The following is a 16,307-nucleotide window of genomic DNA, read 5'->3' on the forward strand; positions in this document are numbered from 1 at the left end:
GGTTACGTAAGGAAAGCGGAACGTGACCCTCTGTGTTCCGACTTCCCCGTGCCGCGCCGTCCAGACGGCGCTTTGTGGTGCCCCGGGTGGTGCGCTCGGCTGCGCGCGCCCCGGCGCACACCGCTCCGCCCACTCCCGGCCGACATGTGTCAAGTGAATCGCGCGCAGGCGACCCGGAGTTCATTCGAAGGGGTGGCGAATGGTGGCGTTTCCGTAATCGCCATGGCTGGACGGGTGATCGTAGGATTACTTTGAGTACACGAGTCCTGGGGACGTGTGCACTCGTGGGTATGCCAAGGGCAACTCGGCTTCCCGTTCGAAGGGTGAGAACTGCCGGACGCGAGGCCGTATTTACCGGCATTCTGATAGGGCTTGGGCGCACGCAGCGTGCAAGTGGTCTCAGGGATGGGGGCGTTCCAGTGGGCGGCAACGGCGGAAGCGGGACGACCGCGACTAGCACGGACAAGCGCCCCAATGAGCTGCTCGGCTCGTGGTTCGTGCGCAGCGGCTGGTCGAAGGGTGAGCTGGCACGGCAAGTGAACCGCCGGGCGCGCCAGTTGGGGGCCAACCACATCTCCACGGACACCTCACGGGTGCGCCGCTGGCTGGACGGGGAGAACCCGCGCGAGCCGATCCCGCGGATCCTGTCCGAGCTGTTCTCCGAGCGGTTCGGCTGTGTCGTCGCCGTCGAGGACCTCGGCCTGCGCGCCGCCCATCAGTCACCGTCCGTGTCCGGGGTCGACCTGCCCTGGACGGGCCCGCAGACCGTGGCGCTGATCAGCGAGTACTCGCGCAGCGACCTGATGCTGGCGCGCCGCGGCTTCCTCGGCACGTCATTGGCCCTCTCCGCGGGCCCGTCCCTGATCGAGCCCATGCAGCGCTGGCTCGTGCCGTCGCCCGCAGCGCCCCATGAGGAGCCCGAGTCCCCGGCCGCCGCGCGCCGGGCCGGTCGGCTCTCCAAGCCCGAGCTGGACCTCCTGGAGTCCACCACGGTGATGTTCCGGCAGTGGGACGCCCAGTGCGGCGGCGGTCTGCGCCGCAAGGCGGTCGTCGGGCAGTTGCACGAGGTGACGGACCTGCTCCAGGAGCCGCAGCCCGCCGCGACCAGCAAACGCCTCTTCAAGGTCGCCGCCGAGCTGGCCGAGCTCGCGGGCTGGATGAGCTACGACGTGGGACTCCAGCCCACCGCGCAGAAGTACTTCGTGCTCGCCCTGCACGCCGCCAAGGAAGCGGGCGACAAGCCGCTCGGCTCGTACGTCCTGTCCAGCATGAGCCGCCAGATGATCCACCTCGGGCGCCCCGACGACGCCCTGGAACTCATCCACCTCGCGCAGTACGGAAGCCGTGACTGCGCGAGCCCGCGCACCCAGTCGATGCTGTATGCGATGGAGGCCCGCGCCTACGCCAACATGGGCCAGCCCGGAAAGTGCAAGCGAGCCGTCCGGATGGCCGAGGACACCTTCGCCGACGTACACGAGTGGGACGACCCGGACCCCGACTGGATCCGCTTCTTCTCGAAGGCCGAGCTGTACGGCGAGAACTCGCACTCCTACCGCGACCTGGCCTATGTCGCCGGCCGGAGCCCCACATACGCCTCCATGGCCGAGCCCCTCATGCAGGAGGCCGTAGACCTCTTCGGCAAGGACACGGAACACCAGCGTTCGTACGCACTCAACCTCATCGGCATGGCCACCGTGCACCTCCTGCAGCGCGAGCCCGAGCGGAGTGCGGTCCTGGCCAAGGAGGCGATGACGATCGCCAAGAAGGTGCGCTCGGAGCGCGTGAACACTCGTATCCGAAAGACGGTCGACACGGCGGCCCGCGACTTCGGTGACCTCGCCGAGGTCATCGACCTCACCGACCAGCTGCTGGTCGACCTGCCCGAGACCGCCGAAGCGGTCTGACCCCGGCCGCGCAAGCGGCCCCCGCCCAGTACCCCGGCCACGGCCGCCGTCCCGAACTGCCCGACTCGGCTCCCCCATGCCAGGTCATCGGACGACCGACCGTGGCCGGTTTCATTGCCTTCGAAGAAGGTTGCGCCACGATAACGATCGCCCGGCCCGGTATCAGGCAGTTCATGGACGCGTAACACGCAAGGCGCCTTCGTCACTGCGGCGAAACATCGAGGGGCTTCGACGGAAACCGCGCTGCGCCAATCTCATGGCGCATAACCGGCCCACCCCTCACGCCCACTCAAGGCTTCGCCCGCACGGGGCCGTACCAACGACGAGGAGACGCCGATGGCACCAGCCATCACCCTTGCCGCAGAGGCACCCAAGCTGTCTGCCGCCAACACAGGGTTCATGCTCATCTGTTCCGCCCTGGTGCTCATCATGACGCCCGGTCTGGCCTTCTTCTACGGAGGCATGGTCCGCGTCAAGAGCACCCTCAACATGCTGATGATGAGCTTCATCAGCATGGGGATCATCACCATCCTGTGGGTGCTGTACGGCTTCTCCCTCGCCTTCGGCACTGACCACGGCTCGATCATCGGCTGGACGTCGGACTGGGTCGGCCTCAGCAACATCGGTCTGACCGAGCTGTGGCCCGGGTACACCATCCCGGTCTTCGTCTTCATGGTCTTCCAGCTGATGTTCGCGATCATCACGCCGGCCCTGATAAGCGGCGCCCTCGCGGACCGCGTGAAGTTCACGGCGTGGTCGCTGTTCATCGCGCTGTGGGCCACGGTCGTCTACTTCCCGGTCGCCCACTGGGTCTGGGGCACCGGCGGCTGGGCCTTCGACCTCGGCGTGATCGACTTCGCAGGTGGTACGGCGGTCCACATCAACGCGGGTGCCGCGGCGCTCGGTGTGATCCTCGTCATCGGCAAGCGCGTCGGTTTCAAGAAGGACCCGATGCGCCCGCACAGCCTCCCGCTGGTCATGCTCGGCTGCGGTCTGCTGTGGTTCGGCTGGTTCGGCTTCAACGCCGGCTCGTGGCTCGGCAACGACGACGGTGTCGGCGCGCTGATGTTCGTCAACACGCAGATCGCCACCGCCGCTGCGATGCTCGCCTGGCTCGCCTACGAGAAGATCCGTCACGGCGCGTTCACCACCCTGGGTGCCGCCTCCGGCGCGGTCGCCGGTCTGGTCGCCATCACCCCGTCCGGTGGTGCGGTCTCCCCGCTCGGCGCGATCGCGGTCGGCGTCATCGCCGGTGTCGTGTGCGCCATGGCCGTCGGCCTGAAGTACAAGTTCGGCTACGACGACTCCCTCGACGTCGTCGGCGTCCACCTCGTCGGCGGTGTCATCGGCTCCCTGCTCATCGGCTTCTTCGCCAGCGGCAAGGGCCAGTCGACCGCGACGGGCGTCTTCTACGGCGACCACTCGTTCGACCAGCTGTGGAAGCAGTGCGCCGGTGTCTTCGCCGTCCTTGCCTACTCCCTCGTCGCCTCCGCGATCCTCGCCTTCCTGATCGACAAGACGATCGGTATGCGGGTCACCGAGGACGAAGAGATCGCGGGCATCGACCAGGCGGAGCACGCCGAGACCGCATACGACTTCAGCGGCGCCGGCGGCGGCGCGGCCCGCAGCGCCGGCCCGGCCCTCGCGGACGCTGAGACGAAGAAGGTGGACGCATGAAGCTCATCACCGCCGTCGTGAAGCCCCACCGGCTCGACGAGATCAAGGAGGCCCTGCAGGCCTTCGGGGTGCACGGTCTGACGGTCACCGAGGCCAGCGGCTACGGTCGGCAGCGGGGACACACCGAGGTCTACCGTGGGGCTGAGTACACGGTCGACCTGGTCCCCAAGATCCGCATCGAGGTGCTGGCCGAGGACGACGACGCCGAACAGCTGATCGACGTCGTCGTGAAGGCGGCCCGCACCGGCAAGATCGGTGACGGCAAGGTGTGGTCCATCCCGGTCGAGACGGCTGTCCGGGTCCGGACCGGCGAGCGCGGCCCGGACGCGCTCTAACCGGACCCGCTCAAAGAAGAAGAAAGACAGGAGTCGCTGGGTGACGAGTACGGACATGCGTACGGAAGCAGAGGACTCGGGACCCAGCGGCTACGCGGCGGCCCGGCTGCGCCTCCTCCAAGAGGGGGCGCGGTCCGGGCCGCCGCGCCGTGCTGCCCTCGCCGAACTGACCGACGACTGGCTGACCGGCCTGTTCACGGCCGGTTCCGAAGGGCTGCGCGGCGTCTCCCTCGTCGCCGTCGGCGGCTACGGCCGCGGTGAACTCTCCCCGCGCAGCGACCTCGACCTGCTGCTCCTGCACGACGGCAGCGACTCCGGCGCGGTCGCGGCCCTCGCCGACCGCATCTGGTACCCCGTCTGGGACCTGGGCCTGGCCCTCGACCACTCCGTCCGCACGCCCGCCGAGGCCCGCAAGACCGCTGGCGAGGACCTCAAGGTGCAGCTCGGCCTGCTGGACGCCCGGCATCTCGCGGGCGACCTCGGCCTCACCGCCGGATTGCGTACGGCCGTCCTCGCCGACTGGCGCAACCAGGCGCCGAAACGTCTCCCCGAACTCCAGGAGCTGTGCGCCGAGCGCGCCGAGCGCCAAGGCGAGTTGCAGTACCTCCTCGAACCGGACCTGAAGGAGGCGCGTGGCGGGTTGCGCGACGCCACCGCCCTACGCGCCGTCGCCGCCTCCTGGCTCGCGGACGCGCCCCGCGAGGGCCTCGCCGACGCGCGGCGCCGTCTTCTGGACGTCCGTGACGCGCTGCATCTCACCACCGGACGCGCCACCGACCGTCTCGCGCTCCAGGAGCAGGACCAGGTCGCCGCCGAGCTCGGACTGCTGGACGCCGACACGCTGCTGCGCCAGGTGTACGAGGCGGCGCGCGTCGTTTCGTACGCCAGTGATGTGACGTGGCGCGAGGTGGGGCGCGTGCTGCGTTCGCGCGCCGTGCGTCCGCGCCTGCGCGCCATGCTGGGCGGCGGCGCCAAGCCCGCCGCGGAGCGCTCACCGCTCGCCGAGGGCGTGGTCGAGATGGACGGCGAGGTGGTGCTCGCACGCGCCGCGCGCCCCGAGCGCGATCACGTACTCCCCCTCCGGGCCGCAGCCGCGGCGGCACAGGCGGGGCTCCCCCTGTCCCTGCACGCCGTACGGCGCATGGCCGCGGCCGCGCGCCCCCTGCCCACGCCCTGGCCCGCCGAGGCGCGCGAGCAGCTCGTCACACTCCTCGGCTCCGGCCGCCCGACCATCGAGGTCTGGGAGGCGCTGGAGGCCGAGGGCCTGATCACCCGGCTGCTTCCCGACTGGGAGCGGGTGCGCTGCCGCCCGCAGCGCAACGCCGTGCACATCTGGACCGTCGACCGCCACCTCATCGAGACGGCCGTCCGCGCCTCCGAACTGGCCCGCCGCGTCGGCCGCCCCGACCTCCTCCTCATCGCCTCCCTGCTGCACGACATCGGCAAGGGCTGGCCCGGCGACCACTCCGTCGCCGGCGAGATCATCGCGCGGGACGTGGCCGCCCGGATCGGCTTCGACCGCGCGGACGTGGCGGTGCTCGCGACCCTCGTACGCCACCATCTGCTGCTCATCGACACGGCGACCCGGCGCGACCTGGAGGACCCGGCCACCGTCCGCTCGGTCGCCGAGGCCGTCGGCTCGCAGGGCACCCTCGAACTGCTGCACGCGCTGACAGAAGCGGACGCGCTGGCCACCGGGCCCGCCGCCTGGTCCTCCTGGCGCGGCTCCCTCGTCGCCGACCTGGTCAAGCGGGTCTCGGCCGTGCTCGCCGGGGACGCCCCCGAGGAGCCCGAGGAAGCGGCACCCACGGCCGAGCAAGAGCGGCTCGCGATCGAGGCGTTCCGGACCGGCGGACCCGTACTGGCGCTGCGCGCCCAGACCGAATCCGTCGACGCCGACGCCGGCCCCACGTCGGACGACCCCGAGCCGCTGGGCGTCGAGCTCCTCATCGCCGTGCCCGACCAGCCCGGTGTGCTCCCCGCGGTCGCGGGCGTCCTCGCCATGCACCGGCTGACCGTCCGCACCGCCGAGCTGCGCGCGCTCGACCTGCCCGACGGTGTCGAGGGCTCGGTGCTGCTGCTCAACTGGCGGGTCGCCGCCGAGTACGGTTCCCTGCCGCAGGCCGCCCGGCTGCGCGCCGACCTCGTCCGCGCCCTCGACGGCTCGCTCGACATCACGGCCCGTCTCGCCGAACGGGACGCCGCCTACCCGCGCCGCCGCGGGACGATCGCGCCGCCGCCGCGTGTGACGGTCGCCTCGGCCGCCTCCCGCCACGCCACGGTCATCGAGGTCCGCGCCCACGACGCCCCCGGTCTGCTGCACCGCATCGGGCGGGCCCTGGAGGACGCGAACGTCCGGGTGCGCAGCATGCACGTCTCCACGCTCGGCGCGAACGCCGTGGACGCCTTCTACGTGACGGGCACGAAGGGCGCGCCCCTGCCGGGGGAGGAGGCGGCCTCCGTGGCGCGTGCGCTGGAGGAGACGCTGAGGGCGTGAGCCCCCGGCGCGTACGAGATTGCGGGCGCCCCGCGTACGGGATCCAAATCGCCCCGCGTACGGGATTCGGCGTGTGCCCCCGGCCTGTTGCCGGGGCTTCTCCCGGTCTCGTACGAACGCGGTGGAGACCCCACCGCACGCGGCCAGATACCCTGGAGGGCGATTCCCTTCGCCCCCGACCCCTGAGGACAGACGAGCGCCGTGTTCGATACTCTCTCCGATCGCCTCTCAGCGACGTTCAAGAACCTGCGGGGCAAGGGCCGGCTGTCCGAAGCTGACATCGACGCCACCGCACGCGAGATCCGTATCGCGCTGCTCGAAGCCGACGTGGCCCTGCCGGTCGTGCGGACCTTCATCAAGAACGTCAAGGAGCGCGCGCTCGGTTCGGACGTCTCCAAGGCGCTGAACCCGGCCCAGCAGGTCCTGAAGATCGTGAACGAGGAGCTCGTCACGATCCTCGGCGGCGAGACCCGCCGCCTCAGGTTCGCCAAGAACCCGCCCACCGTGATCATGCTCGCGGGTCTCCAGGGTGCCGGTAAGACCACGCTCGCCGGAAAGCTCGGCAAGTGGCTCAAGGACCAGGGCCACTCGCCGCTGCTGGTCGCCGCGGACCTCCAGCGCCCGAACGCCGTGAACCAGCTCAGCGTCGTCGCCGAGCGCGCCGGCGTGGCCGTCTACGCCCCCGAGCCGGGCAACGGCGTCGGCGACCCGGTCAAGGTCGCCAAGGACTCCATGGAGTTCGCGAAGACCAAGGTCCACGACATCGTGATCGTGGACACCGCGGGCCGCCTGGGCATCGACCAGGAGATGATGCAGCAGGCCGCGGACATCCGCGACGTCATCTCCCCGGACGAGATCCTCTTCGTCGTCGACGCGATGATCGGCCAGGACGCGGTCAACACCGCCGAGGCCTTCCGCGACGGCGTCGGCTTCGACGGCGTGGTGCTCTCCAAGCTCGACGGTGACGCCCGTGGTGGTGCGGCCCTGTCGATCGCCTCGGTCACCGGCAAGCCGATCATGTTCGCGTCGAACGGCGAGAAGCTCGACGACTTCGACGCCTTCCACCCGGACCGGATGGCCTCCCGCATCCTCGACATGGGTGACCTGCTCACCCTGATCGAGCAGGCGGAGAAGACGTTCAGCCAAGAAGAGGCCGAGAAGATGGCCTCCAAGCTGGCGTCCAAGAAGGGCCAGGACTTCACCCTGGACGACTTCCTGGCCCAGATGGAGCAGGTCCGGAAGATGGGCAGCATCAGCAAGCTGCTCGGCATGCTCCCGGGCATGGGTCAGATCAAGGACCAGATCAACAACCTCGACGAGCGTGACGTCGACCGTACGGCCGCGATCATCAAGTCGATGACCCCGGCCGAGCGCCAGGACGCGACGATCATCAACGGCTCGCGCCGCGCCCGTATCGCCAAGGGCTCCGGCGTCGAGGTCAGCGCCGTCAAGGGCCTGGTCGAGCGCTTCTTCGAGGCTCGCAAGATGATGTCCCGCATGGCCCAGGGCGGCGGAATGCCGGGGATGCCCGGGATGCCGGGCATGGGAGGCGGCCCCGGCCGCACCAAGAAGAAGACCAAGCAGGCCAAGGGCAAGCAGCGCTCCGGCAACCCGATGAAGCGCAAGCAGCAGGAGATCGAAGAGGCCCAGCGACGCGAGGCCGGCGCCCAGGGCGGCAACGCCTTCGGCCTGCCGCAGCAGGGCGGTCAGGACTTCGAGCTGCCGGACGAGTTCAAGAAGTTCATGGGCTGACGGTTTTTCTCGCACAGGACCGTGCTCGCGTACGTCACTGATGGCGTCGTACGTCGTTGGGGGCGCCCCTCGCCGGAGGGGCGCCCCCAACGCGTTCCCTGCGGGTGCTGGTGTGCGTTTCGTGTCGTAACGTCCAAATATGAGCAACCCTGCGCCGCCACGCAAGGACCCGGACCAGCCGTGGCGTACCGAGGGCACTCCGCCCGAGCCGACACCGCCGCCTTCCGGCAGGCGGAGGATGCCCGGCGGCTGGTGGAGTCTGGCTGTCGCCGCCCTGATCGTGTTCCTCGTCGCGAACCTGGTGCTGTCCTTCTTCAACGAGGGCAACGAGCCGACGATCTCGTACACGGAGTTCAGCAGGCAGGTCGACGACGGCAACGTCACCAAGATCTACTCCAAGGGTGACGCGATCCAGGGCCAGCTCAAGACCGCCCAGGAGAACCCGGGGGGCGAAGGGAAGTACACCAAGTTCAAGACCCAGCGTCCGTCCTTCGCGGACGACAACCTCTGGGAGAACCTGGACAAGCACAACGTCACGGTGACTGCCTCACCTGTGGTCCAGCAGCGCAGCACCCTCTACAACGTGCTGCTCTCGCTCGCCCCGATGCTTCTGCTGGTCGTCCTGTGGGTCTTCATCGCCCGGCGGATGCGTACGGGGCTCGGCGGCGCGGGCGGCATGCTCGGCCGCAAGGCGCCGCCGAAGCCGGTCGAACTGGTGCCAGGCGGCAAGCGCACGACCTTCGCGGACGTGGCCGGGATCGACGAGGTCGCGGGCGAACTGAACGACGTCGTGGACTTCCTCAAGAACCCGGACGCCTACCGCAGGATGGGTGCGAAGATGCCGCGCGGCGTGCTCCTGTCGGGCCCGCCCGGCACGGGAAAGACGCTGCTCGCGCGGGCGGTCGCGGGCGAGGCGGGCGTGCCGTTCTTCTCGGCCTCCGCCTCCGAGTTCATCGAGATGATCGTGGGTGTCGGCGCGTCCCGGGTCCGTGAGCTCTTCGCCGAGGCCCGCAAGGTGGCCCCCTCGATCATCTTCATCGACGAGATCGACACGATCGGGCGGGCCAGGGGCGGCGGCGCCGGCATGGGCGGCCACGACGAGCGCGAGCAGACGCTGAACCAGATCCTGACCGAGATGGACGGCTTCTCGGGCTCGGAGGGCGTGATCGTCATCGCGGCGACCAACCGGGCCGACGTCCTGGACCCCGCGCTCACCCGCCCCGGCCGCTTCGACCGCGTCGTCAGTGTCTCGCCGCCCGACCGAGGCGGCCGCGAGGCGATCCTGGAGATCCACACCCGCGAAATTCCGCTGTCCTCCGGAGTGGACCTCGCGCAGGTGGCCCGTACGACTCCGGGCATGACCGGTGCGGAACTCGCCAACCTCGCCAACGAGGCCGCCCTCCTCGCCGTCAAGCGCAAGCAGGAGCAGGTGACGCAGACGGACCTCTCCGAGGCGCTGGAAAAGGTGCAGCTCGGCGCCGAACGCTCCCTGGTCATGCCCGAGGACGAACGCCGCCGCACGGCCTACCACGAGAGCGGTCACGCCCTCCTCGGCATGCTGCAGCCGGGCGCCGACCCGGTCCGCAAGATCACCATCGTGCCGCGCGGGCGTGCCCTCGGCGTCACGCTCTCCACTCCGGACGCGGACCGGTACGCGTACACGGAGGAGTACCTTCGCGGGCGCATCATCGGCGCCCTGGGAGGCATGGCCGCCGAGCACGTCGTCTACGCGGTCGTCACGACCGGTTCCGAGAACGACCTGGAACAGGTCACCAACATTGTGCGCGGCATGGTCGCCCGCTGGGGCATGAGCGAACGCGTCGGCCGGCTTTCGGCTCTGCCCAGCGATGCGCAGCAGGCCTACGGGCTTTCCGCCGCTCCGGCGACGCTCGACTCGATCGACCACGAGATGCGGCGCATCGTCGACGAGTGCTACGAGGAGGCCTGCGAGAAGCTCCGCGACCATCGGGGGCAACTGGACGCCCTGGCGGAGGCGCTCCTGGCGAACGAGACGCTGGACGAAGCGGACGCGTACCGGATCGCGGGCGTCAAACGGTCGGCGTAGAGAGCGTTCCTTCGACCCCGTGGGGTTGTGTGTCGGGTGCGGGTGGGTGGGGGCTGGTCGCGCAGTTCCCCGCGCCCCTAAAAGACTGCGCAGCCCCCAGGGATGGGACGGGTAGGGGCGGCGGGGGCGAGCTACCCGTGGCTCAGCTGGTGCGGGCGATCAGGTATCGGAAGATGTTGGGCATCCATACGGTCCCGTCCCGCCGCAGATGGGGATGGAGCGCCTCCCGTAGCTCCTTGTCGACCTGGGCCTCGTCCGTGGCGTCGACCGCCGGGTCGAAGAAGCCCGTCGACAACAAGCCTCGCACCGCACTGTCGACATCGGCGTACCCGAACGGACAAGCGACCCGCCCCGACCCGTCAGGGCGGAGCCCGGCCCGGTGGGCGACCTCCTCGAGGTCGTCACGGCGGGCGGCCCGCCAACTCCCCGCCCCCCGCAGCGGATCCGCCAACTTGGTGGCGACCCGCAACACGGCGGACGTGGCGCAACGTTCGGGCGGCCCCCACCCGACCAGCACGACAGGCGCGCCCCGCTCGGCCAGCGGAGCAGCCGCGTCAAGGAGTTCCGCGAGCCGGTCCGAGTCCCGGGCCACACAGCCGATCGGCTCGAACGCGGTCACCAGGCTGTACGCCGGCGCCCCCGCGACGACCACATCCGCGGGGGACCCGTCCACGAGCCGGGCGTCCGCACGCGCACGCGTGCCCCACGCCGCCGGCAGCAGCCGTTCCCGCGCGAGGGCCAGCCGCTCGGGCGCGGAGGAGTCGACACCAGTGACCGCCGCACCCCGTGCGGCCGCCATCAGGAGGGCGAGCCCCGACCCACAGTCGAGGCCGAGCAGCCGCATCCCGCCGCCCACTTCGAGTCGCTCGTAGACGGCCTCGTAGAGCGGTACCAGCATCCGCTCCTGGATCTCGGCCCAGTCACGCGCGCGTGCAGACTGATCCACCCGGGGCGCCGCCCCCGAGTGAGGTAGCTGCTGCCGCACGAGCGTAGGTGTCATCGAAAGCGCCCCAATCCGCCGAGAGTTGCCGCTGTGCCCCGTTTCCCTGGCCCCCGTGCAGTGCGTGCGCACTCCCCCCGTATGTCAGGAAACTCCGCGCTCGACGTGGCGTCCAGGGGTTGCGGCGCCCTGCTTGTGCGCTCCCTGTGCGCGCCGCGAAAATTCACATTCCGGCAACGTGGGCCCGTACGATCGCCGCATGGCAAAGGCACCCGTTCTCACGCCCCAGGCTGACGATTTCCCGCGCTGGTACCAGGACCTGATCAACAAGGCCGAGCTGGCCGACAATGGGCCGGTGCGCGGCACCATGGTCATCAGGCCGTACGGGTACGGGCTGTGGGAGCGGATGCAGCAGGAGATGGACGCCCGCATCAAGGAGGCCGGCGCCCAGAACGCGTACTTCCCGCTCTTCATCCCGCAGTCGTATCTGGCGAAGGAGGCCGAGCACGTCGAGGGCTTCGCCCCCGAGCTCGCGGTCGTTACGCACGGCGGCGGCAAGGAGCTGGAGGAGCCGGTCGTCGTCCGCCCCACCTCCGAGATGATCATCAACGCCTCCTTCTCCAAGTGGGTGCAGAGCTACCGCGATCTGCCGCTGCTGATCAACCAGTGGGCGAACGTGGTCCGTTGGGAGATGCGCCCGCGCGTGTTCCTCCGTACGACTGAATTCCTCTGGCAGGAGGGCCACACCGCCCACGCCACGTACGAGGACGCCCGGGACTACGCCGCGTACATCCATAAGGAGGTGTACGAGGACTTCATGGTGAACGTCCTCGGCATCGACGTGGTGCTCGGCCGCAAGACCCCGAGCGAGCGGTTCGCCGGCGCCATCAACACCCTCACGCTCGAAGGCATGATGGGCGACGGCAAGGCCCTCCAGATGGGCACCAGCCACGAGCTCGGGCAGAACTTCGCCAAGGCCTTCCACACCCAGTACCTGTCCAAGGACGGCAAGCAGGAGCTCGTCTGGCAGACCTCCTGGGGGACGTCGACCCGCATGGTGGGTGGCCTGATCATGTCGCACGGCGATGACAATGGGTTGCGGGTGCCACCCCGGCTCGCCCCCGTGCAGGCCGTGGTCCTCGCGATCAAGGGCGACGATGCGGTTCTGGCCAAGGTCCGCGAAATCGGCGATCAACTGAAGGCGGCGGGCGTACGCGTCCAGGTGGACGACCGCACGGACACCCCCTTCGGGCGCCGCGCCGTCGACTGGGAGCTCAAGGGAGTACCCGTGCGCATCGAGGTCGGCCCCCGTGACCTGGAGAACGGCACCGCGATGCTCGCCCGGCGCATCCCCGGAGGCAAGGAGCCCGTCGCCATCGACGCTCTGGCCGGACTGCTTCCCACTGTCCTCGAAGAGGACCAGGCGCTGCTCCTGAAGCAGTCGCGTGAGCGCCGCGAGTCCCGTACGTCGGACGTGTCGACGATCGACGAGGCCGTCGAGGCGGCCACCGCCGGCGGCTGGGCGCGCCTTCCCTGGGCCGACCTCGGCGAAGAGGGCGAGGCCAAGCTGGCCGAGCACTCCGTGACCGTACGGTGTCTGGTCGCCGAGGACGGGTCGGTACCCGACGCCGACGACGCACCCGGTAACGTCGCCGTCGTCGCGCGCGCTTACTGAGTAGCCCTCAGGGCGGCCGAAACGCCTCTTGCGCATCTGATGACCACAGGTGCCCCGGTGCGCGGACATCGTCTACGCGCCGGGGCGTACGTGTGCCTACGTACCGCCTTGGTATGAGCTGTGAGGCTTCTCCGCAGATCAGCGCACCCGCCCTCGTCAGGACGCATCAGCGGCAACTGACGGGTACGTGCAAATTATTTGGGATGCCCCGGAATAGGAACACAGAGGCACCCCGGCTCGTTGTCATTACGTGAGCACGACACCACCTGTTCTCGCCGCAGAGCTGGCAGGGGCGTGGGCCGACATTCAGCGGCACCACCCCGAACTGCCCGATCTTGCCGCGCCAGAGTCCCTGATCGGAGAGTCGTCGTCCGCCTGCGGGCACGAACTCTCTTTCGAGCGACTGCTTCATGAGGCAGTCCACGGCATCGCCGCCGCCCGCGGAGTCCGCGACACCTCGCGCGCCGGCCGCTATCACAACCGCAGATTCCTCGCGATCGCCGAGGAGCTGGGCCTCGACCACCCCGAAGAACCGCATCCCAGCAGTGGCTTCTCCCTGGTCACGCTCAACCCTGAGGCGAAACGGCGCTATCGCCCGACCATCGAGCGGCTGCAGCGCGCGTTGAAGGCCCACTCGGCCGCCACCGCCGCCGACACCGCCCGCTCCTTCCGCGGCCCGGCCGCGCGCCACGGCTCCTCCGGAGGAGGCGTCCGCGTCAAGGCCGTCTGCGACTGTGGGCGCAATGTCCGCGTCGTCCCGTCGGTCCTGGCGCAGGCGCCGATCGTGTGCGGGGGGTGCGGAAAGCCGTTCCGGATCCCCGAGGTCGTCGGCGCGGGCGCGAGCTGAGAGTACGGCTGCTCGTGGCAGCCGTACTCAGCGGCACCTTGTGAGCGCCGGGCGGCGCGACGGACGCCCGGGGGCCGGCGCCGGGTGCTCATGAGGCATGGGCAGGCGCGCTCTGCCGGGTGAAGGCGACCCGCCAGGATGTGGCACAATGGCTAGCTGTACTCGACAGCCGCATAGGACCCCTCTCTCCTCCGGCTGACGCGTCCATCGGGCACTCGGGTACCGCAACCCCACGCGGCCATCTCGCCGTGCCCAACCACGTCAAGACCAGGAGACACCACTTCCGTGGCAGTCAAGATCAAGCTGAAGCGTCTGGGCAAGATCCGTTCGCCTCACTACCGCATCGTCGTCGCCGACTCCCGTACCCGCCGTGACGGCCGGGCCATCGAGGAGATCGGCCTGTACCACCCGGTACAGAACCCCTCGCGCATCGAGGTCGACTCGGACCGCGCGCAGTACTGGCTGGGTGTCGGCGCGCAGCCGACCGAGCCCGTTCTCGCGATCCTGAAGCTGACCGGCGACTGGCAGAAGTTCAAGGGCCTGCCCGCCCCGGCTCCGCTGCTCGTGGCCGAGCCGAAGGCCGCGCGCCCGCTGTTCGACGCCCTTGGTGGCGACGACGCGGGCAAGGGTGAGGCCATCACCCAGAAGAAGAAGGCTGAGAAGAAGGACGAGGCTGCCGCCGAGTCCGAGTCGACCGAGGCCTGAGCATGCTCGAGGAGGCTCTCGAGCACCTCGTGAAGGGCATCGTCGACAACCCCGACGATGTGCAGGTGGCCTCGCGCGACCTGCGCCGCGGGCGCGTTCTCGAGGTCCGGGTTCACCCCGACGACCTCGGCAAGGTGATCGGCCGCAACGGCCGCACCGCGCGCGCTCTGCGCACCGTCGTGGGCGCCATCGGCGGCCGCGGTGTCCGCGTCGACCTCGTCGACGTGGACCACGTCCGCTGACGTAACAGGCAGCACCGGCTCGGGCCGGGGAGGGCTTACGAGCCGTCCCCGGCCCGTAGTCGTCTACGAAGGCCGTAGTCGTCCACTACAAAGGCCCGTAGTCGTCCACGAACCAAAGTCGTAGGCACACGACAGGAGATCAAGCACAGTGCAGCTGGTAGTCGCTCGCGTCGGCCGCGCCCACGGCATCAAGGGCGAGGTCACCGTCGAGGTACGCACCGACGAGCCGGAACTCAGGCTCGGGCCCGGCGCCGTCCTGGCCACCGACCCCGCCTCCATCGGTCCGCTGACCATCGAGACCGGCCGCGTGCACAGCGGCCGTCTGCTGCTGCGCTTCGAAGGCGTACGTGACCGCAACGCCGCCGAGGCCCTGCGCAACACCCTGCTGATCGCCGAGGTCGACCCGGACGAGAAGCCCGAGGACCCGGACGAGTACTACGACCACCAGCTGATGGACCTGGACGTCGTCACGGTCGACGGCACCGAGGTCGGGCGGATCACCGAGATCTCGCATCTGCCCTCGCAGGACCTCTTCGTGGTCGAGCGGCCGGACGGGACCGAGGTGCTGATCCCCTTCGTGGAGGAGATCGTCACCGAGATCGACCTGGCGGAGCAGCGGGCGGTCATCGACCCGCCGCCGGGGCTGATCGACGATCGAGCCGAGATCGATTCGTCCGAGGACGACGCCTCCGGAGACGACGTCTGATGCGGCTCGACGTCGTCACGATCTTCCCCGAGTACCTGGAACCCCTGAACGTCTCGCTGGTCGGCAAGGCACGCGCGCGTGGACAGCTGAATGTGCACGTGCATGATCTTCGGGAGTGGACGTACGACCGCCACAACACGGTCGACGACACCCCGTACGGCGGCGGCCCCGGCATGGTCATGAAGACCGACCCCTGGGGTGACGCCCTGGACTCCCTCCTGGCCGACGGCTACGAGACGGGCTCCCACGGGCCCGTCCTGGTGGTCCCCACGCCCAGCGGGCGCCCCTTCACCCAGGAACTCGCCGTCGAGCTCTCCGAGCGCCCCTGGCTGGTCTTCACGCCGGCGCGCTACGAGGGCATCGACCGCCGCGTCATCGACGAGTACGCCACCCGGATGCCGGTCTACGAGGTGTCCATCGGCGACTACGTACTCGCCGGTGGTGAGGCCGCCGTGCTCGTCGTCACGGAGGCCGTGGCGCGGCTGCTGCCGGGTGTCCTCGGCAACGCCGAGTCCCACAGGGACGACTCGTTCGCCCCCGGGGCCATGGCCAACCTCCTGGAGGGGCCCGTCTACACCAAGCCCCCGGCGTGGCGCGGCCGCGGGATCCCCGACGTACTGCTCAGCGGCCACCACGGGAAGATCGCCCGCTGGCGCCGCGACGAGGCCCTGCGCCGTACGACGGCGAACCGGCCCGACCTCATCGAGCGCTGCGAGCCCTCGGCCTTCGACAAGAAGGACCGCGAGATGCTCTCGATCCTGGGCTGGGCCCCGGATCCGGAGGGGGCGCCCCATGGTCGATTTTGGCGCAGGCCAGAGGCCGTGGAAGAATAAGCCGCTGTTGTATGTCGTCCGGCGCGCGCCCCTGCCACAGGGGGACACGACGCCCGCCCCGACACGACAGCACCCTCTTGGAAAACTATCTCCCGTTGATGACCTGTGGCATCAGCGAAGAAAGCAGAC

At 69.8% G+C, this 16,307-nt stretch carries 13 protein-coding genes; 12 read left to right on the forward strand and 1 reads right to left on the reverse strand.

Translation table 11 applies throughout. The features are described 5' to 3' along the window. Window positions 1–419 precede the first annotated feature (419 nt). The 6 genes from AB5J50_RS35550 (at window position 420) to ftsH (ending at window position 10,230) form a co-directional block, all read left to right on the forward strand. Window positions 420–1,904 carry a hypothetical protein gene (locus AB5J50_RS35550; RefSeq protein ID WP_369262571.1) on the forward strand — a complete coding sequence of 495 codons (1,485 nt, stop codon included), beginning with the start codon at window positions 420–422 and terminating at the stop codon, window positions 1,902–1,904. A 336-nt stretch (window positions 1,905–2,240) separates the two neighbouring features. Then, a complete protein-coding gene (locus tag AB5J50_RS35555; RefSeq protein ID WP_327432021.1) occupies window positions 2,241–3,581 on the forward strand; it encodes an ammonium transporter in 1,341 nt (446 codons plus the stop codon). Then, on the forward strand, window positions 3,578–3,916 hold the full coding sequence (locus AB5J50_RS35560) for a P-II family nitrogen regulator (RefSeq protein WP_054235369.1): 339 nt from the start codon (window positions 3,578–3,580) through the stop codon (window positions 3,914–3,916). Before AB5J50_RS35555 ends, AB5J50_RS35560 begins: the two co-directional genes overlap by 4 nt. Window positions 3,917–3,956: 40 nt before the next feature. After that, window positions 3,957–6,413 carry a [protein-PII] uridylyltransferase gene (locus AB5J50_RS35565; protein ID WP_369262573.1) on the forward strand — a complete coding sequence of 819 codons (2,457 nt, stop codon included), beginning with the start codon at window positions 3,957–3,959 and terminating at the stop codon, window positions 6,411–6,413. A gap of 201 nt (window positions 6,414–6,614) precedes the next feature. After that, a complete protein-coding gene (ffh, locus tag AB5J50_RS35570; protein ID WP_369262575.1) occupies window positions 6,615–8,165 on the forward strand; it encodes a signal recognition particle protein in 1,551 nt (516 codons plus the stop codon). A 139-nt stretch (window positions 8,166–8,304) separates the two neighbouring features. Continuing rightward, complete coding sequence (gene ftsH / locus AB5J50_RS35575) at window positions 8,305–10,230, forward strand: ATP-dependent zinc metalloprotease FtsH (protein ID WP_369262577.1); 1,926 nt, start codon at window positions 8,305–8,307, stop codon at window positions 10,228–10,230. Window positions 10,231–10,372: 142 nt separating this feature from the next. Here ftsH and AB5J50_RS35580 read toward each other — a convergent pair whose 3' ends face one another. Then, window positions 10,373–11,230: a cyclopropane-fatty-acyl-phospholipid synthase family protein gene (locus tag AB5J50_RS35580; RefSeq protein WP_369262579.1), complete on the reverse strand. Its 858-nt coding sequence runs from the start codon at window positions 11,228–11,230 to the stop codon at window positions 10,373–10,375. 199 nt (window positions 11,231–11,429) lie between these two features. Between AB5J50_RS35580 and proS the strand changes: the two genes are divergently transcribed. The 6 genes from proS to trmD all read left to right on the forward strand — a co-directional run bounded on the left by proS (window position 11,430) and on the right by trmD (window position 16,178). Further along, entirely contained in the window at window positions 11,430–12,845 is a 1,416-nt protein-coding gene (proS, locus tag AB5J50_RS35585; protein WP_369262580.1) for a proline--tRNA ligase, read from the forward strand. Window positions 12,846–13,095: 250 nt separating this feature from the next. Continuing rightward, window positions 13,096–13,692 (forward strand): hypothetical protein, encoded by a 597-nt coding sequence (locus AB5J50_RS35590; RefSeq protein ID WP_327432027.1) that lies wholly within the window; start codon window positions 13,096–13,098, stop codon window positions 13,690–13,692. 285 nt (window positions 13,693–13,977) lie between these two features. Further along, window positions 13,978–14,397 (forward strand): 30S ribosomal protein S16, encoded by a 420-nt coding sequence (rpsP, locus tag AB5J50_RS35595; RefSeq protein WP_369262582.1) that lies wholly within the window; start codon window positions 13,978–13,980, stop codon window positions 14,395–14,397. Between the two features lie 2 nt (window positions 14,398–14,399). After that, window positions 14,400–14,639 carry an RNA-binding protein gene (locus AB5J50_RS35600; protein WP_005479813.1) on the forward strand — a complete coding sequence of 80 codons (240 nt, stop codon included), beginning with the start codon at window positions 14,400–14,402 and terminating at the stop codon, window positions 14,637–14,639. A gap of 148 nt (window positions 14,640–14,787) precedes the next feature. Then, window positions 14,788–15,345, forward strand: a complete 558-nt coding sequence (gene rimM / locus AB5J50_RS35605) for a ribosome maturation factor RimM (protein ID WP_327432029.1) — start codon at window positions 14,788–14,790, stop codon at window positions 15,343–15,345. Next, on the forward strand, window positions 15,345–16,178 hold the full coding sequence (trmD, locus tag AB5J50_RS35610) for a tRNA (guanosine(37)-N1)-methyltransferase TrmD (RefSeq protein ID WP_369262584.1): 834 nt from the start codon (window positions 15,345–15,347) through the stop codon (window positions 16,176–16,178). The genes rimM and trmD overlap by 1 nt, the downstream gene beginning before the upstream one ends. Window positions 16,179–16,307: the final 129 nt, after the last annotated feature.

It is taken from the genome of Streptomyces sp. R35, assembly GCF_041053035.1.
GTDB classification, from domain to species: domain Bacteria; phylum Actinomycetota; class Actinomycetes; order Streptomycetales; family Streptomycetaceae; genus Streptomyces; species Streptomyces lutosisoli.

Excerpts from the sequence above, each read along its gene's own strand:
- AB5J50_RS35555 (WP_327432021.1), top strand. The coding sequence starts at position 2,241 with ATGGCACCAGCCATCACCCTTGCCGCAGAGGCACCCAAGCTGTCTGCC.
- AB5J50_RS35560 (WP_054235369.1), top strand. The coding sequence starts at position 3,578 with ATGAAGCTCATCACCGCCGTCGTGAAGCCCCACCGGCTCGACGAGATC.
- ftsH (WP_369262577.1), top strand. The coding sequence starts at position 8,305 with ATGAGCAACCCTGCGCCGCCACGCAAGGACCCGGACCAGCCGTGGCGT.
- AB5J50_RS35580 (WP_369262579.1), bottom strand. The coding sequence starts at position 11,230 with ATGACACCTACGCTCGTGCGGCAGCAGCTACCTCACTCGGGGGCGGCG.
- proS (WP_369262580.1), top strand. The coding sequence starts at position 11,430 with ATGGCAAAGGCACCCGTTCTCACGCCCCAGGCTGACGATTTCCCGCGC.
- AB5J50_RS35600 (WP_005479813.1), top strand. The coding sequence starts at position 14,400 with ATGCTCGAGGAGGCTCTCGAGCACCTCGTGAAGGGCATCGTCGACAAC.
- trmD (WP_369262584.1), top strand. The coding sequence starts at position 15,345 with ATGCGGCTCGACGTCGTCACGATCTTCCCCGAGTACCTGGAACCCCTG.